This is a genomic window from Micromonospora sp. NPDC049107, from assembly GCF_040648595.1.
Taxonomy (GTDB): Bacteria; Actinomycetota; Actinomycetes; order Mycobacteriales; family Micromonosporaceae; genus Micromonospora.
Genome location: NZ_JBEZEC010000009.1, coordinates 146,986 through 168,787, shown reverse-complemented (window position 1 = coordinate 168,787; position 21,802 = coordinate 146,986). Strand labels below are relative to the sequence as shown.

Here is a 21,802-nt window from a genome sequence, read left to right as displayed (position 1 = left end):
AGATCGCCAGCGGGTGAGCCTGCTCGGCTCAGTCCAGTGTCACCACCCAGCGGGCACCCTCGCCTCGGGCGAGCCGGTCGAACGCGGCGGGCGCCTCGCCCAGCGCGACCGTGCCGCTGACCAGCACGCGCAGGTCCAGTGCACCGTCGGCCAGTTCGGCGGCCAGCACCGGCACCTCACGGTCCGGGTCGGACGAGCCGTACACCGAGGAGCGCAGCGTACGGGCGGAGTGGAAGATGTCGAGCGCGCCGAGGCTGACCATGTCGTCCTTCGCGCCCATGCCGACCACGGTGACCGAGCCCCCGCGCCGGGTGAGCCGCCAGGCCGCCCGGATGGTGGCGGACCGACCCACGCACTCGAAGGCGTGGTCGACGCCGCGCCCCTCGGTGCGAGCCCGCACCTCCTTGGAGAGCCGATCGTCGGAGAGCAGGAAGTCGGTGGCTCCGGCGGCCAGGGCCAGGTCACGCTTCGCCTCGGCCACGTCCACGGCGAGGATCGTCGTGGCACCCGCCCGGCGTGCCGCGCTGAGCACGGCGAGCCCGACCCCGCCGAGCCCGACGACGGCGACCGACTCGCCGGACGCCACCCGGGCGGTGTTCCGGACCGCGCCGAGGCCGGTGAGCACCGCGCAGCCGAGCAGCGCGGCCTGCTCGACCGGCAGGCCGACGGGGATCGGTACGACAGCGCTCTCCGGGACCACCACCGCCTCGGCGAGCGCGCCGAGACCGAGGGTCAGGTGCAGCGGAACCCCGTCCTCGGTCTCGCCCCGCGGCACGGTCGGGGCCGTCGTGTCGGCGCACAGCCACGGCTCGCCGCGTCGGCACCACCAGCAGGCCCGGCAGGCGGGCGCCCAGTTGAGCACCACCGGTGTGCCGACCGTCAGCCCGCCGCCCGGCCCGACCTCGGCCACCACCCCGGTCGCCTCGTGCCCGAGCACCAGCGGGAACCTCGCGGCGATCGTGCCGTTCACCATGGACAGGTCGGAGTGGCAGACACCGGCCGCCCGGATCGTCACCCGCACCTCGCCGGGGCCGGGCGCGGGCAGTCGTACCCGCTCGACCCGCAGCTCGGCCCCGCGTTCGCGGGCGACCAGCGCGCGGACGACGACCGGCGCGGACGCCGGCTCGGCGGCGCCGCCCGGCGCGGCCGATGTCAGCTCGGGGCCGGTCATCGCTGGATCGCCTTTACCTCGCAGAACTCGGCGAGCCCGTGCGTGCCCAGCTCCCGGCCGAGGCCGGACTGCTTGTAGCCGCCGAAGGGAGCGAGCGGGTTGAACGGCGCGCCGTTGATGTCGACGGCCCCGGTCCGCAGGCGTCGCGCCACCGCGAGCGCCGCGTCGGTGTCGGCGGACCAGACCGCGCCGGCCAACCCGTACCGCGAGTTGTTGGCGATGGCCACGGCCTCGTCGGTGTCGTCGAACGGGATGACCGCGAGGACCGGGCCGAAGACCTCCTCCTGGGCGAGCGCGCTGTCCGGACGCACGTCGGCGAAGACGGTCGGGGCGACGAAGTGCCCGCGCGCCGGGACCGGGGCGTCCGGGCCGCCGACGACCAGCCGCGCGCCGTCGGCGAGCGCCCGGTCGACGTGACCGCGTACCCGCTGCGCCTGCGCAGCGGAGACGAGCGGGCCCAGCCGGGTGGCCGGGTCGAACGGGTCGCCGAGGCGGTAACCGGAGACCGCCGCCGCGACCAGGTCGAGCGCCTCGTCGTACCGGTCACGGTGCACCAGCATCCTGGTCCACGCCGTGCAGGTCTGCCCGGAGTTGAGCAGGGCGTTGCCCACGCCCACCTTGACCGCGGTGGCCAGGTCGGCGTCGCCGAGGATCACGTTGGCGGACTTGCCGCCCAGCTCCAGCGCGACCCGGGTGATCCGGTCGGCGGCGAGTCGCATGATCCGGCTGCCGGTGGCGGTGCTGCCGGTGAACGACACCAGGTCGACGTCCGGGTGCCCGGCGAGCGCCTCGCCCGCCACCGCGCCGGTGCCGGGGACCAGGTTGAGCACGCCCGGCGGCAGGCCGGCCTCGGTGACCGCGTCGAAGAGCAGGTACGCGGTCAGCGGGGTCAGCTCGCTCGGCTTGAGCACGACCGTGCAGCCGGCGGCGAGCGCGGACGCCACCTTGGCCATCACCTGGTGCAGGGGGTAGTTCCACGGGGTGATCGCGCCGACCACGCCGATCGGCTCGCGGACGACGAGAGAGTTGCCGATGCTCTCCTCGACCGGCGGACGGGCGGCGAGCGCGACGTGGTCGCGCAGCACCGTCAGCGGGAGCCCGACCTGCACGCGGGTGGCGAGCTTGAGCGGCGAGCCCTGCTCCACGGCGATGGTGCGGGCGAGGTCGTCGGCACGGGCGGCGAGCGCGGTGTGCAGCCGGTCGAGGTGCGCGGAGCGTTCCGCGGGCGCGGTGGCCGCCCAGCCCGCGAAGGCGGCGCGGGCTGCGGTGACGGCGGCGTCCACATCGGCCGCCGTGCCGGCGGGGACCTGGCCGACGGTGTCCCCGGTGCTCGGATTCTCCACGTCGAGCACGTCGGCGCCGGCGGGCGGCGTCCACTCGCCGCCGATGTGCAGGTGACGCCGGAGGCGCAGGGTGTCGGGGAGCGGCGACGGCGGTGCGGCGAGGTCCATGGCGTCCCTTCGGGGGGGTGGGCGACGGGCGGCTCAGCGGCGGACGGACGATGAAACTAGCGCTGGGAGTTTGGACGCTACCCGCTGGACTGCCCGGACTCCACCGCGCCGAGGGGGCCGACGGCGCGGTCGTACTCGGCGGCCAGCCCGTGCAGCAGCGCGTCCAGGCCGAGGGCGAAGGCGCCCTCGTCGACGCTCTGCTGGTGCTCGGCGAGCCGGTGCGCCTGGCCCAGGTGCGGGTAGTGCGCGGCGTACAGCTCGGGATCCTCGACGAAGCCGCGAGCGAACGAGCCGAGCGCCGACCCGGCCACGAAGTAGCGCAGCGCCGCGCCGATGTGGGTGGCGCGGGCCGGTGGCCAGCCGGCGCGGACGAGACCGCCGTAGACCGCGTCCGCCATGGCGAGCGCGGCCGGACGTCGACCCGGCCCCTGCGCCAGGTACGGCACGATGTTCGGGTGCGCGGTGAGCGCCCGCCGGTACGACCACGCCCAATCGCGCAGCGCGGCGGCCCAGTCACGGCTGGCGAATCCGCTGGTGTCGACGGCGCCGGTGACCCCGTCGGCGACCGCGTCGAGGATCTCGTCCTTGGTGGCGAAGTGGTTGTAGAGCGAGGGCCCCTGGACGCTCAACGCGGCGGCGAGCCGGCGGGTGGAGAAGGCGGGCAGGCCCTCGGCGTCGATCAGCGCGGTGGCTGTCTCGACGATCAGCTGCCGGGTGAGCCGGGGCTGGCGGGGTCGGGGCACAACGCTCCTCGCGGGACTGGACTCAGCAAAACTTACACCGCTAGTTTAGTGGTGACCGGCCGCGCCGACGCCAGGAGGACCATCGTGGACTTTTCGCTCACCGACGAGGAGCGGGCGGTGCGGGACACCGCCCGGTCGTTCATCCAACGCGAGGTGATGCCGCTGGAGGCGGAGGTGCTTCGCCGGGAGCGGGCCCACCAGCCGAGTCTGGACCATTCCGAGGTCCGCGAGCTGCAACTCAAGGCCCGCAAGTTCGGCTTCTGGGGTCTCGCGACCCCCGAGGAGTACGGCGGGATGAACCTGCCGGCCGTCCTCCAGTCGCTGATCTGGACAGAGCTGGGCCACACGTTCGTGCCGTTCCGCTTCGGCGGCGAGGCCGACAACATCCTGTTCCACGCCACCGAGGAGCAGAAGCAGGAGTTCCTCATCCCGACGATCGAGGGTGAGCGCCGGTCCTGCTTCGCGATCACCGAACCGGGCGCCGGCTCGGACGCCGCCAACATCCGGCTCTCCGCCCGCCGCGACGGCGACGACTGGATCCTCGACGGCGAGAAGACCTTCATCACCGGCGGTCACGACGCCGACTTCGCCATCGTCGTCGCGGTGACCGACCGGGAGAAGGGCGCCCGCAACGGCGGCGCGACCGCCTTCCTGGTGGACCGGGCCATGGGCTGGCGCTCGGAGTTCATCCAGACCATGGGCGAGGGCGGCCCGGCGTCCCTCATCTTCGACGGCGTACGGGTGCCACACCGCAACATCCTCGGCGAGATCGGGCAGGGCTTCACCCTCGGCATGGAGTGGATCGGCAAGGGCCGCTACACCATCCCGTCGCACGCCGTCGGCATCGCCGAGCGGGTCCTGCAGATGGCCATCGAGTACGCCAACACCCGGGAGACCTTCGGCGCGAAGATCGGCACCAACCAGGCCATCCAGTGGATGATCGCCGACTCGGAGACCGAACTGGAGGCGGCCCGCTGGCTGATCCTGCGCTCGGCGTGGACCGTCGACCAGGGCCTCGACCCCCGGCACGCGTCGTCGATGGGCAAGTTGTACGGCGCGCAGATGGTCAACCGGGTCGTCGACCGGGTGCTCCAGATCCACGGCGGCATGGGCTACACCCGGGAGCTGCCCATCGAACGCTGGTACCGGCAGGTCCGGCTCTACCGCATCTTCGAGGGCACCGACGAGATGCAGCGGCTCATCATCTCCCGGGACCTGCTGCGCGGGTACACGAAGATCGGCGGTCACCTGGCCTGAGCCCGAATGTCAGTCCTCTGCTCCTGAGCGCCGGCCGGCCGTGCCCCACTGCGGGGCGCGGCCGGCCTTCCGGCCTCAGCCGACGAGCGCCGTCAGCGCCGCGTCCACGTCCGCCTCGGTCGAGTAGAGGTGGAACGAGGCGCGGACCCGGCCGGCCCGGACCGCCGCCCGGATGCCAGCCGCCGCGAGGCGCTGTTCCGCGTCGGGCACGTCAACGGCGACGATGGCGCTGTCCCCCGCCGGCCGGCCCAGGCCGGTCAGGAACCGGTTGGCCAGCGCCACGTTGTGCGCCTGGATCGCCGGCACGCCGATCTCGGCGACCAGCTCCATGGCGGGGGCCGCGCCCACCCAGCTGAACCAGGCCGGCGAGATGTCGAACCGGCGGGCATCGTCCGCCAGCCGCAACGGCAGGCCGTAATAGGAGGCGTGCGGGTCCTGCCCGGCGAACCAGCCGGCCGCGTCCGGGCGCAGCCGCTCGCGCAGGGCGGGGGCCAGATAGGCGTACGCGGTGCCGCGCGGGTTCATCAGCCACTTGTAACCGCCCACGGCCACCACGTCGGCCCGGCTGCCGTCGAACGGCAGCCACCCGCACGCCTGGGTCGCGTCCACCACCACCAGCGCGCCGTGCGCGCGGGCGGCGGCCACGATCTCGTCGTACGCGGCGACCGCGCCGTCGGACGACTGCACCAGGCTGAACGCGACCACGTCCGTGTCGGCGTCGATCGCGTCGACGAGCCCGTCCACCGGCACGGTGCGGACCGTGACGCCGCGCTCCTCCTGCACCAGCCAGGGGAACAGGTTCGAGGTGAACTCGATGTCCGGAACGACCACGGTGGCGCCGGCCGGCAGGGCCGCCGCCACCGGCGCGAGCATCTGGGAGACCGTCGCGCCGACGGCCACGTCGACGTCAGGCACCCCGATCAGACCGGCGAACGTCGTCCGGGCCCGCTGCACCGAGTCGCCCCAGCCCTCCCAGGAGGTGCTGCCGACACGCCACTGGGCCAGGGAGTCCTGCAACGCCGTCCAGCCCGGCTCGGGCGGCAAGCCGTACGAGGCGGTGTTCAACCAGCCGGGCTCCGGCTTCCACAACTGCTGCGCCTGCGCGATCTCCATACCACCGACGTTAGGCCTGGTCATCGACGGTCAGCCACGGCCAATCGGCAATCGGCGGCCTGCCAGCGGGCATCCCTGCTCGCGACCCGGACGCACGGCAGACCGCGCCGGCCGTACCGACTGTGCACGGGAGACTACGCTGCTCGGGCATGGACGACGGCAGGCTTGTCGAGGCCCGGAAGCGCATTGATGCCGCCACCACTGGGCATGTCGACCTGAGCGGTCTCGATCTCACCTCAGAAGACCTCACCGAACTGCTGCGCGACACCTGGGCTTTCGCCGAGGTCGTCAGCCTCGATCTCGCCAGCAACGAGCTGGACACGCTGCCGGACGCCGTCGCCGCCTGGACGTCCCTCACCCTGTTGGACCTGAGTAGCAACCGGTTTTCGTCGCTACCCGACGCCGTCGCCGCCTGGACCACCCTGGAACGGCTCATCCTGGACAACAACCAGCTCACCGCGCTGCCGAACGCCGTCGCCGCCTGGACCTCCCTCAGCGAGCTGAACCTGATCGACAACAGAATCACCGCGCTACCCGACGCCGTCGCCGCCTGGACCGCCATGACAAAGCTCAACCTGGATAACAATCAGATCAGCGCACTACCCGACGCCGTCGCCGCCTGGACCGCCCTCACCCGGCTCGACATGGATCACAACCAGCTCACCGCACTACCCGACGCGGTCGCCGCCTGGAGCTGCCTCAATGTCCTGTACCTGGAAGGCAACCAGCTCACCGCACTACCCGACGCCGTCGCCGCCTGGACCTCCCTCAGCGAGCTGAACCTGGCCAGCAACAAACTCACCGCGCTACCCGACGCCGTCGCCGCCTGGACCTCCCTCAGCGGGCTGTACCTGGAGAACAACCAGCTCACCGCACTACCCGACGCGGTCGCCGCCTGGACCGCCCTCACCGACCTGCACCTGGACAGCAACCAGCTCACCGCACTACCCGAAGCCGTCGCCGCCTGGCCCTTCCTCGATGTCCTGCACCTGAATCACAACCAGCTCACCGCACTACCCGACGCCGTCGCCGCTTGGACCGCCATGACAAAGTCCAACCTGGATAACAATCAGATCAGCGCACTACCCGACGCCGTCGCCGCCTGGACCGCCCTCACCCGGCTCGACATGGATCACAACCAGCTCACCGCACTACCCGACGCGGTCGCCGCCTGGAGCTGCCTCAATGTCCTGTACCTGGAAGGCAACCAGCTCACCGCACTACCCGACGCCGTCGCCGCCTGGACCTCCCTCACCGAGCTGCACCTGACCGGCAACAAACTCACCGCCTTGCCCGACGCTGTCGCCGCCTGGACCGCCCTCACCAGCCTTTACCTCCAGAACAATGAGCTCACCGCCTTGCCCGACGACGCCGCGTCCTGGACCTCCCTCACCGAGCTGCACCTGGAAGGCAACCAGCTCACCGCACTACCCGACGCCGTCGCCGCCTGGACCGCCCTCACCGAGCTGAACCTCGACAGCAACCGCCTCACCGCGCTACCCGACGCCGTTACCGCCTGGACCTCCCTCACCGGGCTTTACCTAGCCGGCAACCGGCTCACCGCGCTACCTGACGCCGTCGCCGCTTGGACCTCCCTCACCGGCCTTTACCTGGAAAGCAATCAGCTCACCACCCTGCCCCACGCCATCGGTCGGCTCGCAGAGCTCCGGACGCTCGTCGTCGACGACAACCCACTTCCGCCCGAGGTGCTGGCCGCTGAGGCGGAGGGCACTGAAGCGCTGCTGGCGTTTCTCCGGAACGTCGCCGCCGACGGGATACCGATTTCGGAGGCGAAGCTCCTGTTCGTGGGCGCCGGCGAGGCGGGGAAGAGCTCGCTGCTCGGAGCGTTGCGCGGCGAGCCGTGGCGGGATCGTCACCAGACGCAGGGCATGGACATCAAGTCGCTGGTGGTGACCCACGCCGGTCGGGAGATCACCCTGAACGGGTGGGATTTCGGCGGTCAGCAGGCCTACCAGCCGGCACACCAGTTGTTCTTCAGCGCGCCGGCCGTCTACGTTGTCGTCTGGAAACCACGCCCGGGTGTCGCGGCCGGCATGGTGGAGTCCTGGATCGCCATGATCGCCCACCGGGCCCCGGACGCCCGGGTGCTCGTGGTCGCGTCGCACGGCGGGCCGACCTCGCGGGCGGACGCCATCGACGAACGGCATCTCAAGCAGCGCTTCGGTGACCTGATCATCGGCTTCTACGAGGTCGACAGCGCCGTCCCGGACGACCGGCTGGAGGCGCTGCGGGAGGCGATCTCCGTGGCCGCCGGCACGCTCCCGCACGTGCACCGCAACTATCCGGCGAGCTGGCAGCGAACGATCGAGGCCGTCACCGCCGACGGTCAGCAGGTGATCGACTACCGCGACTTCGAGGCGATGGCCGAGGCGCAGGGACTGACCGTTGCCCAGGCGCGGGCGCTGGCCAGCAACGCCCACCACCTGGGAAAGTGGATCTACTACGCGGACGACGACGCGTTGGCCGCGTTCGTGATCCTCCAACCGGACTGGCTCAACGTCGCGATCGCCGCCGTCCTCGACAGTCGAGACGCCGTCGACGCCCTCGGTCTCGTTTCACACCGTATGCTCGGCAGCCTGTGGGGTGCCGGGCAGGCGCCCGACGGCACGCTCTACACGAGGGAACAACAGCGACTGTTCCTGGCGCTCATGGGGCGCTTCGAGCTGACGTACCAGGTCTCGCTCGACGCCTCGCCCGAGCCGGTGAGCCTCATCGCGCAACTCGTCCCCGCCGCGCAGCCGGACCTGCGCAGCGCCTGGGTCGACTTTCGTTCCGGCGACCGCGAGTACCTGGAGGTGTGCCGGATCTCGGAGGGCCCGGCGGGTCCCGTGGTCATTCCCGAGTCGCTGATGTACCGGCTCATCGTGCGTCTGCACCATCAGCGCTACACGGAGCCCGACTCGTTGCAGGGCGTGCACTGGCAGCAGGGTGTGATCCTGCAGAGCCGGTACGGCGCCCGCGCGCTCCTCACGGTGCGTACCGGAGTCGGTGTCCAGGTCCAGGTCCGTGGCCCGGATGCCGTCACCTACCTGCGACAGGTCACCGACGAAATCCGCTACTGCATCGAACGGTTCTGGCCCGGCCTGACCACAGTCGCCCTCGTCGCCTGCCGGCACGGCTGCGGCCTGCCCACCCCGGGCGCGGGCCTGTTCGACGTCGACAAGCTCGTCAAGCTGCGCGACGCGCACGGTCAGAGCGTGGCGCAGTGTCCCGTCTCCAGCTGCGATGCCTTCCCCGCCATCGACGCGCTGTTGGGCGGCTCGCACGCCGGGCACGACGCGCTCGCGGTGCTGCAGGACGGCATGGCCCTGGTGGACAGGCAGGTCCGCGGCCTGAGTCGGCGGGTCACCGAGCTCAGCGACACCGTCAAGGCCAACCTCGCGGGCGTGAACGCCCGGCTGACGGCCCTGATGTGGCAGCTCAACGACGAGGCCGCGGACGGGCCGCGCCTCTTCACCCTCACTCCCGTCGAGTCCTCCCTACGCAATCCGCAGTGGACCTCCATCCGGATGCGGCTGACGTTGTACTGCGAGCACTCGCTCCAGCCCGTGCACGTCCTGGAACCCTCCCGACGCGACGCCGGCGTCTACTCGATCGACGTCTCCCGGGAGTGGTGGGTCCGGGCCGTCCCGCTCCTGAAGGCAACCTCCATGCTCCTGAAGCCCCTGCTCGGCGTGGGCGTGGCCGAACTCAAACTCGAGTTCGACGACGAGCAGTGGAAGGCCGTGGAAGAGCAGGTCTCGCTGGCCAACGAGACACTGAAGACCGCGGCGGAGGCCGCCGACCACCTCACCGCCGACGACCACAGCGCCGGTCTGGCGGAGCAGGCCCCGGGCGCACCGCCGGTGCCGGTCATCGCCGAGGGCGCCACCCTCCGGACGCTGCACGCCGCGCTGCGCGCCCAGGACGTCACCATCGCCGATCTCCGCAAGGTCGTCCGCCCGGACGGCCGCATCCTCTGGGTACACCGCCAGTTCGAGCACCTGTACCACAGCGGCCTGCCCGTCATCCCCTGACCGGGCCGGCTCAGGGTCGCCGGGGCGCGTCGGCGTCCGGGTGGATCCGGCTGAGGCTGTCGGCGAGCCCGGCGAGCCACCTGTCGACCTCCACCAGGTGCCGCACCGCAGCGGAGTCGACGTCGCCGAGCAGCGGGCGGAGCCGGTCCACCTCGTCGACGCAGTCGATCGGTACGGGCATCGGCCCGGCCGCCCGACCGTGCGTCACCTCGCCGGCCAGGTCGTCGTACGCCGACCGCAGGTGCCCGGCCGTGTCCCGCAGCAGTGCCGCGGCCGCCGGCCAGGCGGCCAGGCAGCCGGGCGGGTTCCGGCGCAGCAACGACTCGGCGCCGGGCACCAGGTGGTGCCCGGCGCTCAGGGCGGCGTCCCAGTTCAGCTGAGCGCGCCGTGGGTCGTGGCGCTCGGAGTGGTACTGGCAGTAGGACGAGTCGACCAGGATCATCCGCCGGCCGACCCGGTCGAAGTCGTGCTCGGGTGGCCGGGCGTCGCCGAGCACCGCCTCGACGGTCCGCTCGACCGCCGTCCCACTGGCCACCAGATAGCGGGCGGCGTTGTGCCGTAGGTCGTGGCCGGCGCCGCGCGGCCACATGGCCACACCGGCGAGCACGCCGATCACCGCGCCGAGCCCGACGTCGACCAGCCGTGCCTCGGCGAGTCGCCACCCCTCGGGGCTGAGCTGGGTGAACACGACGGTCAGCAGCAGGGTGAACAGCGCCTGCTGCCACACCGGGCCGAGCAGGCGACCGACTCCGAACGCCAGCAGCAACGAGACCGGCAGTACGACGGCGTACACGACCGGCTCCTGCACGACGAGCACCAGCAGGCCGCTCGCGACCACGCCCGCGATGGTGCCGAGCACGGCGGGTCGCAGCGCGGTGCGGGTGTCGGCGGCCGAGGTGCGCAGGACGGTGAGAGTCGCCAGGAGCACCCAGAAGCCGTGGTTGAGGTGCAGCACCCCGGCCGCCACCCGGGCGACCGCCAGCGCCACCGCCAGTCGCAGCGCGCTGTGCAGGTGCGCGGAGCGGGGCGCGAGGTGGGCGCCGAACTGTCGCCAGTACAGCGTCCACGCGCCGTGTCGCGCGTACTCGAAGAGCCGGGGGTAGGCGTCGACGTCGACGCGCGCCCCGGCGGCGATCCGGGTGCCGAGGGCGAAGATCCGTACCTGGTCGGCGAGGGCCAGCGCCGTCGCGTCCCGGCACATCCGGGGTACGTCCGGCGGGCCCGATCCCACCGACGGCTCAGCCGCGCCGATCGCGGCGTCCAGGTCGCGCAGGCCCGCCTGGGGCGCGTCGGAAAGCAGGCTACGGCTGGCAGCCCGGATCGCGTCGGCGCACGGGCGCAGCAGCCGCGCCGCCGCCAGGTCCGGGATCGGCGTCGAGGGGGCGTCCGTGGCGAGCCGGTCCGCCGTGGCCAGCACCTCCCGCAGCGCCGCCGCGGAGATCCGCAGCGCCCGATCCTGCGCTCCGGCCGCCGTGGGCGCCGACTCCCGGGGGTTGCGGGCCAAGCCGAGCACGGCAACCAGGTCGTACGCCCGCTCGCGCCGCCCGTCCGGAGCACCGTGGCCGGGGGCCGTCAGCGCGTCGGCGATGGCGTCGACGAAGGCCGCGACGCTGTCCGCCGCTCGGGCGAGCAGTTGCCGGTAGGAGACGGGCACCGGGTCGGGCCAGAGCACCACCTCGGCCGCGGCGAGCAGCACGATCGCGAGGGTGACCCCGCCGAGGCGCTGCGGCAGGCTGTCCGGCTGGTACGGCGGGAACGACGCCAGGATGTAGAAGAGTTGGAACGCGCTGGCCAGACCCACCAGTCGCGGGTTACCGACCCCGGCGAACGCCACGACGAACCCGATGACCAGCATCCCGCCGGCCGCCGCCCAGGTGTTCCACGCCAGGAGCGTGCCGGCGGCGATCAACGCCCAGACCGCCGGCAGCGACGTGACGAGGATCCGCGCCCGTTGTGACGCCGGGCCGGGCAGTTGCGCGAACGCCCCGGCGGCGATCGTGCCGAACAGCGCGTACGTGGCGAGCAGCGGGCTGCCCACGCCGTAGCGGCAGGCGTAGAAGAGGACGGACGCGACCAGGGTCAGCCGGGCCGCGCGCCGCAGGACGGCGTCACCCGGGTCACGGCGGCGAAGCCGACCGAGGAGGCTGGTTCCGAGCACGACCGCTCCCCCGGTTCGTCGCAGCGCCCCTGTCCGGTCCACCATTCTCCGCCGCGACCCGCCCGGGGCGATGGGTTTCGCGGCAATTCACCGCCGTGCTCAGGATCCAGAGGCTAGATGGCCCGCCACTTCTGGTTGGCGTTGCCGGTGCACTGCCAGATCTGCAACTGGGCGCCGTTGTCCGGGTTCGATTCGACCACGTCGACGCATCTGTCCGCCTTGGTGTTCACCAGGTCGTACGCCTTGTTGAGGGTGAACTTCTGCGATGACGCTCCGGAGCATTCGGCCAGGATGACGGCGGCCCCGTCCTGGGTGGAGTGGCCCGCGACGTCCAGGCACATACCCATGGACCGGACCGTGCCGTCCGACGGGAAGGTCCACAGCTGCTTGGCGGTGCGCCGGCAGTCCCAGATCTGCGGTCGCGCGCCGGCGTAGGGGTTGCCGTCCTGGATGTCGATGCAGCGGTCACTGGCGAAGCTGGAGATCTGCTTGCCGGCGGGCGCGCTGGACTTCGTCGGGGACGGCGGAGCGGACGGCTGCTGCGCCTGGTTCCGCGGTGCGGTGGTCGTGCCGCTGCCGGTCCCGGTGGACGCCGGCGGCCCGACGCTCATCGACGGTGGCGGGCCGGGGGACCGGGGCGGAGCCGTCGCCGCCGGCAGGCCCTGGAAACCATCCGTGATCAGCGCGAACACGGGCGCGCTGGCGGACCATTCGGCGGCGGAGGTGGTCCAGTCGATGGAGTACGCGTGCCCGTTGTGGCCGACGAACAGCCGGCTCGCCATGCGGGTCGGTGTGTCGTCCCGGTCGGTGTACGTCCACTCCCATTCGGCGGCCCGCGCCTGGTAGCGCAGCGCAGCGAGCCGGACCGGCCGGTACTGGGTGTACCGCCCGCGTTCCGCGTCCTCGCGCTGCCGCAGGGCGGCGACCAGGTCCGCCGGGACGGCCCGAAGCTCGTTGATGACGAGCACCCGGCTGCCGTCCTGCTCGCGGAAGACGACGCGCTCGCCGTCGCGGCGCGCCTGCCAACCGTCCGGAACCGGCACGAGGAAGCGGGGGTCGTCGCGGTAGTAGCGCCATCCGGCGGGCGCGGGCGGCAGCACCCGGGACACCGGCATCTCCGCGATGTTCGGGTTGTCGCTCGGGTCCGACGATCCGAGGACGCCCGCACCGCCCAGCATTCCGCCGTACCGCAGCGACGTCGTCACCACCAGGACGAGCAGCAGCGCGGCGGCCAGCGACCCGATCAACCGAGCCCGACGACGGCGCGCTGGTCCTGGCGACGGCTCGTCGTGGACCGTCGACGACGCGGCCGGGCCGTCGGCGGTGACGAACTCGGGCACGATCGCCGGACGGGACACCGGGTCGGTGGCGTCGTTGCCGGCCATGTCATCGGCGCTGACCACCGGCACGGTGGGGGCGCCGGCAGCCGACACCGGGACGGCAGGCACGGCTACCGCGGGCACCGCCACGGCAGGCACGGCCACGGCGGGCATTGCCGGGGTGGAGTGCGTCTCGGGGGCGGCGGCCTGACGCAGCAGTCGCTCGGCTTCGTCCGCGCCGATCCGTTGGTCCGGCTCCCGCCGCAGCAGTCCTTCCAGGAGCGGGGTCAGCCGACCGGCTCGCTGGGCCGGCGGTGGCGGCTCGGTGGCCAGGGCCGCCAGCGTGGCGAGCGGCGACGAGCGGTGGTACGGGGTGCGCCCCTCGACGGCCGCGTAGAGGGTGGCGCCGAGTGACCACAGGTCGGCGGCCGGCCCCACGTCGCCGTCGGTGGCCCGCTCGGGCGCGAGGAACGCCGGCGAGCCGAGCACCATCCCGGTCTGGGTCATCCGTGGGTCGCCCGGAAGGGTGGCCAGACCGAAGTCGGTCAGCACCACCCTGCCGTCGTCGCCGAGCAGCACGTTGGCCGGCTTGACGTCGCGGTGCAGCACGCCGGCCCGATGTGCGGCCCGCAGCGCGCCCAGGAGGCCCAGCCCGATCCGCGCGGCGCGGTCCACCGGCAGCGGCCCGTCGGCTTCGAGCACCTGGTGCAGCGACCGGGACGGGACGAGTTCCATCACGATCAGGGGGTCGCCGCCCGAGTGCAGAACATCGAAGACGCGTACCACGTTGGGGTGGCCCAGGCGGGCGACGGCCCGCGCCTCGCGCATGGACCGTTCGCGCATCTCCCGACGTTCGTCGTCGCGCAGGCCGGGCGGTGCCACCAGTTCCTTGATGGCGACGTCGCGCTGAAGCATCTCGTCGCGGGCCTGCCACACGCGGCCCATCCCGCCCTGGCCGAGGGGACGGACCAGCCGGTAACGATCGGCGATCACCTGTCGAGGGGCATCGGGCACGTCAGGAAGGTACCGGGCGTTGTTTACACACCCAATTTCTCGGGACCGTCAATAAGCGGCAGTTGGCTTTTTCACATAAGGCTTCCGGTGACAACCATCCGCCATTCGATACATATGCGCCGTTGACCTGGCCCAGTCGCCCAGAGCAACGTTACCGACACGTATATCGGCAGTGCCGCGAATTAGTCATGAATTCAAATTCAGCTAGGCCGAGCGCCCAACTACCGCGGGAGTGGAGATGAGGCATCGGGCATCGATTGCCGCTGAAGGATTCGGCCCCTCAACCAACTCCCAAAAGATATGGGAACATCCCAAAGCGGGAAAGGCAGGCGTTGCCCGCCCGTAGTCGCTGCACTACGGTGCGGCACATGCGCTCCCGCCCGCTGTGCTATGCCGATGCGGCTCGTCTGCTTGGCAGCCCGGAAAATCCCGTGATACGAGCCGTCGGCGCGACGAGCGGCGTAGCTGCCGCCGGCCTGACCGCGGCTGGCCTCGGCGGAGCCGACCTCCTTTCCCTGGGCCGCGAACTGATCCTCTGGGGCAACTCGGCAATGGCCGGCCTGCACGAGCGGATCGCTGGCCTACGGCGTTTCGACCGCACGCAACGTCTCGTAGCCGCCCACGCGATCATCGTCGTCACCGCCTTCTACGAGGCGCTTGAGATCGCCCTGGCCGACCATCCGGAGGTCGACCTGGCCGATGCCGCACTGACCGCCGGCGAACAGGTCGCCATCACCACCTCGACGGCGGTCGTCGACCGCTACGCCGACCTGGTGCGGGTGCTCATCGACACACCGCCTCCGATGCCCGCGCCGCACCAACCCTTCGAGGCGACGATCGCCGCGCTCGGCGGTTACTTCGGATCAGCGGCGGCAGCCTTGCGGGACTTCCTGCACGGTCTCAGCGCCTTCGAGGCACGCGACGACCGGGTCACCGAGACCATCGCGGCCATCGAAGGAGACGTACGGCGGATCGCGATTGACCGGTATACGCAGGCGTACCGGGCACTCATCACGCAGGCCCCCGAGTTCGGGGTCTGGGCGAGCATGGTCGACACCGAGGCCACCCGCGCGCTGCTGCGGGACTCGGTCGCCGACCTGTCCAGACAGCTTGCCGATCTGCGCGCCGTGTCGGCTGCGACCGCCGTCGACGCCGTCCTGGCCGGTCTCGGCCGGCGGTACCGGGCCGGATTGGACCGAGCCATCCTGGCCTCCGCGCATGCGCCTCGCCACGTCGTGCTTCCCAGCCTGGGCAAGGGCTACGTCAACCCGCACGGCCGGGTCGCGGTGGCCGGGCCCTACGATCTTCCCGCCACCGAGACGTGGTGGTCACGGTCCACCCGCCTCGATGACGTCCACGCCTTCCTGCTGGCGCACCTGACCGGACCGAACGCCGTCGAGAGCCCGCTCGTCGTACTGGGCCAACCCGGCTCAGGCAAGTCCGCGATGACGAGGGTTCTCGCCGCCCGGCTTCCTCCGGCCGACTTCCTGGTCATCCGAGTCGAACTACGCAACGTTCCCGCTGACTCCTCGATCCAGGGGCAGATTGAGGAGGCGCTCGTGCAGATGCTCGGCGAACGGGTCTCCTGGCCCGACCTCGCCCGCCGCGCGGGCGACGCGCTGCCCGTCGTCATCCTGGACGGCTTCGACGAGTTGCTGCAAGCCACCGGGATCAACCACGCGGACTACCTCGACCAGATCCGGCTGTTCCAACAGCGCGAGGAGGAACTTGACCGTCCGGTCGCCGTGCTCGTCACCAGCCGTACCGTCGTCGCCGACCGAGCGCGGTTCCCGGACAAGTCCGTGGTGCTGCGACTCGAACCGTTCGGAGAACCGCAGATCCGGGCGTGGCTCGACGTGTGGAACGACCACAACGGTGCCAGCCTCACCGCCCGGGGGTTGCGGCCGTTGTCCGCCGAAACAGCCCTCGCACATGGCGAGTTGGCGAGTCAGCCACTGCTGCTTCTCCTGCTGGCGCTCTATGACGCGGGTGACAACGGCCTGCAGAACGCCGAGGGCGACATGCGCCGCGTGGAACTCTACGAACGACTCTTCGCTGATTTCGTCGAACGCGAGGTCGACAAACAGGAGCGCGGCCACACCGACGACCAACGCGCCCACGAGATCGCTGCGGAATGGCGCCGTCTGATGGCGGTCGCCATCGCCATCCTGAACCGAAGCGGTGAGGTGATCCTGGAAGCCGAACTGGATGCTGACATCCCGCACCTGCTGTGGAAAGAAGACCTGCGCTCGCCGTCGGCCGAGTCTGCCGACCGGGCGCTCACCATGAGCCAGCTGATGGTCGGTCGGTTCTTCTTCATCCACGAGTCGCGAGCGTCCCGGGACACCAGCGGACCGGAACGCAGCTTCGAATTCCTGCACGCCACCTTCGGCGATTTTCTGGCCGCCCGACAGATTGTCGCCGCCCTTGTCGATCTCGCCGAAGAACGCGTCCATCAGCGACGGCGTCAGGGTGTGATCGATCCCGGCCCGTTGTACGGGGCGACATCATTCGTCACCATCACCCGGCGAACTCCGCTGTGGGAGTTCTGCCGGGGAATGCTCGGGCGACTGGACCCACGGCGGCGTGGGATCTGCCGCGAGCTGGCCCTGGAGCTCCTGCCTGACGTCGGATACCCCCACCCCACCTGGACGAGAGGCGAATACGAACCTCGGCGGACACCGGCCGCCGTGCGGCAGGCGGCGTTCTCGGCGAACCTGGCCTGCTTCGTGCTGCTGTTGTCGGACGGCCCCGTGGACGCGGTCGAGTTGGTCGGGGAGCCGGTTGTCGACAACTGGCGACGGCAGGCGCTGCTGTGGCAGAGCCAACTCGACGCCGAGGACCGCAAGCGGATATGGCAGACGCTTCGGGTGGCCTGGCGGCTGGATGTGTCTCCCACCCGCCTGGAGGTACGCCCCGAGGACGGCGCCGAGATCAGCGTCTACGAGTCGCTGCCCTGGCCACCGGATACCCGTCCGGACACCCAGCCGCTTGATCGTCGGGTAGCTGCCATGGCGCCGGACGTGTTCGTCGCGGCGGACAGCCGCATCGGGCGGTCCCTGCGTCGGTCGGCGTTCGTGCAGACCGGACACGACGTTCGGGAATGCCTCTACGACCTGATGCCGTACTGGCAAGAAGCTGGCGTTCCCGGTCTGCACCAGATCGACGGCGAGCCGTTCCTGGTGTCCGAAGCGGCACTCTTTCTGCAACTACTGCTGTCGCCACAGGATCCGCAGCGGCGCGACATGCGGGCCGAGCAGTACGCCTGGGCCTTCGCGCTCACGCCCCTGCCACGGCAGCGGAGCCTGCTCATCCGGCAACTGGTCGACGATGCTCCGGGATTCTCCGCGGCGAACCTGAGGAAGATCTTCGGACGCCTCAGGATGGACGACCTCGTGAGCAACCCGACGGAGAGCGAACGGATCGTGACCACAGTGGCGGCGCGCGAGGATGACGGGCTAACGCTCGCGGAAGGACTGCTGCGCGCTGTTCAGCGCGGCGTACCTACCGAACCGATCGGGCCCGCCCGTGAGCAGGTCACTCACCTGCACCGGATGCTCGGCCTGGCGGATCCGTTCGCGCTCCCGGACCGGCCCTCCCGATAGATGGTCGGCTTCGGTGGAACCCCCTGCGGTCGCGCCGCTCGCCTCGCAACGCGGTCACGTCCTCGTCAGCGATGAGCAGGCGACCGCAGAGGGCTCCCAAGCTCCGGATCAGGTTCTCACACCTGCGGTAACCGCCTCGTCGTCTTCGGACCGCCGCGGCTCGGACTCCTCGTCGTCGTGGTGGTCGAGCATGGTCGCCTCGTCGAACGGATCGTCGCCGCGCAGGACCTCGGCCGCCCGCTCCCGGTCGAACTCGCCGGTCCAGGTGCCTACCAGCACGGTCGCCACCGCGTTGCCGGCGAAGTTGGTCAGCGCCCGCGCCTCGGACATGAAGCGGTCGATGCCGACGATCAGGCCGACCCCGTCGACGAGGTCCGGGCGGTGCGACTGGAGGCCACCGGCCAGCGTGGCCAGCCCGGCGCCGGTGACGCCGGCCGCGCCCTTGGACGCGATCACCATGAACAGCAGCAGCGAGATCTGCTCCCCGACCGCGAGGGGCTTGCCCAGCGCGTCGGCGATGAACAGCGACGCCATGGTCAGGTAGATGGCCGTGCCGTCGAGGTTGAACGAGTAGCCGGTCGGCACGGTGATGCCGACGACCGGCTTGCTGACGCCGAAGTGCTCCATCTTGGCGATCAGGCGGGGCAGCGCCGACTCCGACGACGACGTCGAGAGGATCAGCAGGAACTCGCGACCCAGGTAGCGCAGCAGCGAGAAGATCGAGATCCGGGCGATGAACCAGAGCAGCGCGCCCAGCACCACCAGCACGAAGATCAGACAGGTGACGTAGAAGCCGACCATGATCTGGGCGAGGCTCTTGAGGGCGTCCACGCCGGTCGCGCCGACCACGGCGGCCATCGCGCCGAACGCGCCGACCGGCGCCAGCCACATGATCATCGCGAGGACCTTGAAGACGACCCGTTGGATGACGGCGATCGCGCCGAGCACGGGCTCACCGCGTCGGCCCAGCGCCTGGACGGCGAAGCCGACGAGCAGCGCGACCAGCAGCGTCTGGAGCACCTCGCCCTCGGTGAGCGCGGAGAGCAGCGTCGTCGGGATGATCCCGAGGAGGAACTCCGTCGTACCGCCGGCCTCGTCTCCGGCGGCGGCCTTGCCGGCGCCCGCGAGGTCCTGACCCAGGTCGAGGCCGGAGCCGGGGTGGATGAGGTTGCCGACGACCAGGCCGATGGCGAGCGCCACGGTCGACATGGTCAGGAAGTAGCCGAGGGCCAGGCCGCCGACCTTGCCGACCTTCGCGGCCTGCCGGACCGAGCCGACGCCGAGCACGATCGTGCAGAAGATGACCGGGCTGATCATCATCTTGATGAGGTTGACGAAGCCCGTGCCGATGGGCTTGAGTTCCTTGCCGAAATCGGGGGCGACCAGGCCGACGACGATGCCGGCGAGCACGGCCACGATGACGGCCAGGTACAGGTAACGGGTACGGTCCCGACGGGCCGACGGTTCCGCCGTGGTGGTGGATGCGGTGGTGTCCATGTCGACAATGTGAAGCGCGTCTCACCCGTTGACAGCCTTGCGGTCATTCTGTTCACCGCTCACCGGGAGAAGTCCGAGGAGGTGCCGGAGGTGGCCCGACGGCAGTGGAGCATCGCGGGGCAGCTCTTCGCCCTCCAGGCGGTGGTGGTCACCCTGCTCGTGCTGGCCGGGGCGGCGGGCGCCGTCTGGCTGGCCCGCGTCGACTCCCGCCAGGCCGCGCAGGAGGAGGTGCTCGCGGTCGCCCAGACCGTCGCCGGCTCCCCCGACGTCCGCGCGGCCCTCACGACCGCCGACCCCGCCCGCACCCTGCAGCCGTACGCCGAGTCGACCCGCAAGGCCACGGGGACGGACTTCGTGGTCGTGATGGCCCCCGACCGCACCCGCTTCTCCCATCCCACGCCGGAGCAGATCGGCGAGCCGTTCGTCGGGGAGATCGGGCCCGCCCTGGCGGGCCACGCGTTCACCACCACCAACGTCGGAACGCTCGGCGAGTCGGTGCGCGCGGTCGTCCCGGTGTACGACCAGCAGGGGCGCATCGTCGGCCTGGTCTCGGTGGGCATCACCACCCGCGCGATCAACCGGAAGCTGCTGCGCCAGCTCCCCGTGCTGCTCGGCGTCGCGGTACCGGCGCTCGCGCTCGCCGCGACCGGTTCGTGGCTGCTCAGCCGCCGCCTGCGCCGCCAGACCCACGGCCTGGGACCGACACAGATGACCCGGATGTACGAGTACTACGACGCGGTCCTGCACTCGGTGCGCGAGGGTCTGGTGGTGCTGACCACTGACCGGCGGGTGGCGTTGATCAATGACGAGGGCCGGCGACTGCTGGGCCTCGACGCCGACGAGCCGGTCACCGACCAGGCGGTGGCCGAGGTCGACCTGCCACCGGCGGTGGCCGAGCTGCTCGCGGCCGGTCGCGACGCCCTCGACGAGCCCCTGCTGGCCGGTGACCGGGTGCTGGTGGCCAACCAGCGGACCGCCCGCTTCGAGGGGGCGGCGCTCGGCACCGTGCTGACCCTGCGCGACCAGACCGAGCTACGGACCCTGGCCAGCGAGCTGGACTCGGTGCGCGCGCTCACCCAGGCGTTGCAGGCGCAGACGCACGAGTCGGCCAACCGGCTGCACACCGTCCTCACGCTGGTGGAGCTGGGCCGCGCCGACGAGGCGGTCCGGCTCGGCACCCGGGACCTCGCCCTCGCCCAGCAACTGACCGACCGGGTGGTCGACGCGGTCACCGAGCCGGCCCTGGCCGCCCTGCTGCTCGGCAAGTCCGCGCAGGCCGGAGAGCGCGGCGTGGACCTGGTGATCGAGCCGGACTGCCACCTCGACGACAGCCCGCTGCCGACCAACGACCTGCTCACCGTCGTCGGCAACCTGGTCGACAACGCCCTGGAGGCCGTCGCCGGTACGCCCCCGCCGCGCACCGTGCGGGTCTTCGTCGGCACCGTCGACGACGAACTCGTGGTTCGGGTCGCCGACAGCGGACCCGGGCTGGCGAAGGAGCGGGTGGCGGACGCCTTCCGGCGCGGCTGGTCCACCAAGAGCACCGGGCGGGGGCTCGGGCTGGCCCTGATCGGGCAGGTGGTCCGCCGGCACGGCGGCAGCGCCGAGGTGACCCGCTCGGACGCCGGCGGCAGCCTGTTCACCGTGCGACTCCCGGGGACCCGGCCGTGAACGACATCCGGGTGCTCGTGGTCGAGGACGAGCCGCTGCTGGCCGAGGCGCACGCCGAGTACACCGAGCGGGTGCCCGGTTTCGCGGTGGTCGGGGTGGCACACACCGCACGGGCGGCGATGGCGGCCCTGCGCGCCAACGACGGCGGCGACGTGGACCTCGTACTCCTGGATTTTCGGCTGCCCGACCTGCACGGCCTGGACGTCTGCCGGGCGCTGCGCGCGGCCGGCAGCAGCGTCGACGTCCTCGCGGTGACGTCCGCGCGGGACCTCGCGGTGGTGCGCACCGCGGTCTCCCTCGGGGTGACGCACTACCTGCTCAAGCCGTTCACGTTCGCGGCGTTCCGCGACAAGCTGGACCGCTACGCGGACTACCGGGCACAGGCGCTCGCCGACGGCGAGGTGGCCGCCCAGCACGACGTGGACCGGATGTTCGCCACGCTGCGCGGCGCGACCGGGCACAGCCTGCCCAAGGGGCTCGACGCGCAGACCCTCACCCGGGTACGCGCCGCGCTGGCCGACGGGTCCACTCCCGGGGCGGGGCTGTCCGCGACCGAGGTGAGCGCGGCGACCGGCATCTCGCGGGTGACCGCCCGCCGCTACCTGGAGTACCTGGTGACGATCGACAGCGCCGTCCGCCACCCCCGCTACGGCACCCCCGGCCGCCCGGAGGTTGAATACCGGCCCCGGTGAGCGGGGCGCCGCTCTACGCAGATTTGCGTAGAGCCAGAGCCTTCCGTGGGCTGACGCCAATCCCGGCTGGACTG

General features: G+C 71.6%; 12 protein-coding genes and 1 pseudogene. 5 read left to right on the top strand and 8 right to left on the bottom strand.

Features of this window, described 5'->3' with window-relative positions; all coding sequences use genetic code 11:
* Nucleotides 1-28: 28 nt before the first annotated feature.
* The 3 genes from AB0B55_RS22735 to AB0B55_RS22725 all read right to left on the bottom strand — a co-directional run bounded on the left by AB0B55_RS22735 (nucleotide 29) and on the right by AB0B55_RS22725 (nucleotide 3,365).
* Nucleotides 29-1,171, bottom strand: coding sequence for a zinc-binding dehydrogenase (locus tag AB0B55_RS22735; RefSeq protein ID WP_357173517.1), 1,143 nt, complete (start codon nucleotides 1,169-1,171; stop codon nucleotides 29-31).
* The gene (locus AB0B55_RS22730; protein WP_357119549.1) at nucleotides 1,168-2,622 is read right to left on the bottom strand and encodes an aldehyde dehydrogenase family protein; all 1,455 of its coding nucleotides are present in this window, start codon (nucleotides 2,620-2,622) and stop codon (nucleotides 1,168-1,170) included. Before AB0B55_RS22730 ends, AB0B55_RS22735 begins: the two co-directional genes overlap by 4 nt.
* Nucleotides 2,623-2,699: 77 nt before the next feature.
* A complete protein-coding gene (locus AB0B55_RS22725; RefSeq protein ID WP_357119552.1) occupies nucleotides 2,700-3,365 on the bottom strand; it encodes a TetR/AcrR family transcriptional regulator C-terminal domain-containing protein in 666 nt (221 codons plus the stop codon).
* Between the two features lie 84 nt (nucleotides 3,366-3,449).
* Between AB0B55_RS22725 and AB0B55_RS22720 the strand changes: the two genes are divergently transcribed.
* Nucleotides 3,450-4,622, top strand: coding sequence for an acyl-CoA dehydrogenase family protein (locus tag AB0B55_RS22720; protein WP_357119555.1), 1,173 nt, complete (start codon nucleotides 3,450-3,452; stop codon nucleotides 4,620-4,622).
* 75 nt (nucleotides 4,623-4,697) lie between these two features.
* Here AB0B55_RS22720 and AB0B55_RS22715 read toward each other — a convergent pair whose 3' ends face one another.
* Nucleotides 4,698-5,735 carry an aminotransferase class V-fold PLP-dependent enzyme gene (locus AB0B55_RS22715; protein ID WP_357119558.1) on the bottom strand — a complete coding sequence of 346 codons (1,038 nt, stop codon included), beginning with the start codon at nucleotides 5,733-5,735 and terminating at the stop codon, nucleotides 4,698-4,700.
* 149 nt (nucleotides 5,736-5,884) lie between these two features.
* On the opposite strand from AB0B55_RS22715, the gene AB0B55_RS22710 reads away from it, so the two are divergent.
* Nucleotides 5,885-9,772: a COR domain-containing protein gene (locus AB0B55_RS22710; protein ID WP_357119561.1), complete on the top strand. Its 3,888-nt coding sequence runs from the start codon at nucleotides 5,885-5,887 to the stop codon at nucleotides 9,770-9,772.
* Nucleotides 9,773-9,782: 10 nt separating this feature from the next.
* Here AB0B55_RS22710 and AB0B55_RS22705 read toward each other — a convergent pair whose 3' ends face one another.
* The 3 genes and pseudogenes from AB0B55_RS22705 to AB0B55_RS22695 form a co-directional block, all read right to left on the bottom strand.
* Nucleotides 9,783-11,930 carry an FUSC family protein gene (locus AB0B55_RS22705; protein ID WP_357173514.1) on the bottom strand — a complete coding sequence of 716 codons (2,148 nt, stop codon included), beginning with the start codon at nucleotides 11,928-11,930 and terminating at the stop codon, nucleotides 9,783-9,785.
* A 113-nt stretch (nucleotides 11,931-12,043) separates the two neighbouring features.
* Nucleotides 12,044-12,541: an RICIN domain-containing protein gene (locus AB0B55_RS22700; RefSeq protein WP_357173871.1), complete on the bottom strand. Its 498-nt coding sequence runs from the start codon at nucleotides 12,539-12,541 to the stop codon at nucleotides 12,044-12,046.
* 591 nt (nucleotides 12,542-13,132) lie between these two features.
* Nucleotides 13,133-14,263: pseudogene (locus tag AB0B55_RS22695) on the bottom strand (serine/threonine-protein kinase); the annotation flags it as partial.
* A 431-nt stretch (nucleotides 14,264-14,694) separates the two neighbouring features.
* Here AB0B55_RS22695 and AB0B55_RS22690 point away from each other — a divergent pair.
* Nucleotides 14,695-17,868: a hypothetical protein gene (locus AB0B55_RS22690; RefSeq protein WP_357119570.1), complete on the top strand. Its 3,174-nt coding sequence runs from the start codon at nucleotides 14,695-14,697 to the stop codon at nucleotides 17,866-17,868.
* Nucleotides 17,869-17,976: 108 nt separating this feature from the next.
* Here AB0B55_RS22690 and AB0B55_RS22685 read toward each other — a convergent pair whose 3' ends face one another.
* The gene (locus AB0B55_RS22685) at nucleotides 17,977-19,365 is read right to left on the bottom strand and encodes a cation:dicarboxylase symporter family transporter (protein WP_357173511.1); all 1,389 of its coding nucleotides are present in this window, start codon (nucleotides 19,363-19,365) and stop codon (nucleotides 17,977-17,979) included.
* Between the two features lie 90 nt (nucleotides 19,366-19,455).
* Between AB0B55_RS22685 and AB0B55_RS22680 the strand changes: the two genes are divergently transcribed.
* Together AB0B55_RS22680 and AB0B55_RS22675 are read left to right on the top strand one after the other, a co-directional pair.
* Nucleotides 19,456-21,036, top strand: coding sequence for a sensor histidine kinase (locus AB0B55_RS22680; protein WP_357173508.1), 1,581 nt, complete (start codon nucleotides 19,456-19,458; stop codon nucleotides 21,034-21,036).
* Entirely contained in the window at nucleotides 21,033-21,728 is a 696-nt protein-coding gene (locus AB0B55_RS22675) for a response regulator (RefSeq protein WP_357173505.1), read from the top strand. Before AB0B55_RS22680 ends, AB0B55_RS22675 begins: the two co-directional genes overlap by 4 nt.
* The last annotated feature ends 74 nt before the right edge of the window (nucleotides 21,729-21,802 follow it).

Bases quoted from the DNA above. Each gene is read 5' to 3' on its own strand.
- AB0B55_RS22735 (WP_357173517.1), bottom strand. From the start codon at position 1,171: ATGACCGGCCCCGAGCTGACATCGGCCGCGCCGGGCGGCGCCGCCGAG.
- AB0B55_RS22730 (WP_357119549.1), bottom strand. From the start codon at position 2,622: ATGGACCTCGCCGCACCGCCGTCGCCGCTCCCCGACACCCTGCGCCTC.
- AB0B55_RS22715 (WP_357119558.1), bottom strand. From the start codon at position 5,735: ATGGAGATCGCGCAGGCGCAGCAGTTGTGGAAGCCGGAGCCCGGCTGG.
- AB0B55_RS22710 (WP_357119561.1), top strand. From the start codon at position 5,885: ATGGACGACGGCAGGCTTGTCGAGGCCCGGAAGCGCATTGATGCCGCC.
- AB0B55_RS22700 (WP_357173871.1), bottom strand. From the start codon at position 12,541: ATGAGCGTCGGGCCGCCGGCGTCCACCGGGACCGGCAGCGGCACGACC.
- AB0B55_RS22685 (WP_357173511.1), bottom strand. From the start codon at position 19,365: ATGGACACCACCGCATCCACCACCACGGCGGAACCGTCGGCCCGTCGG.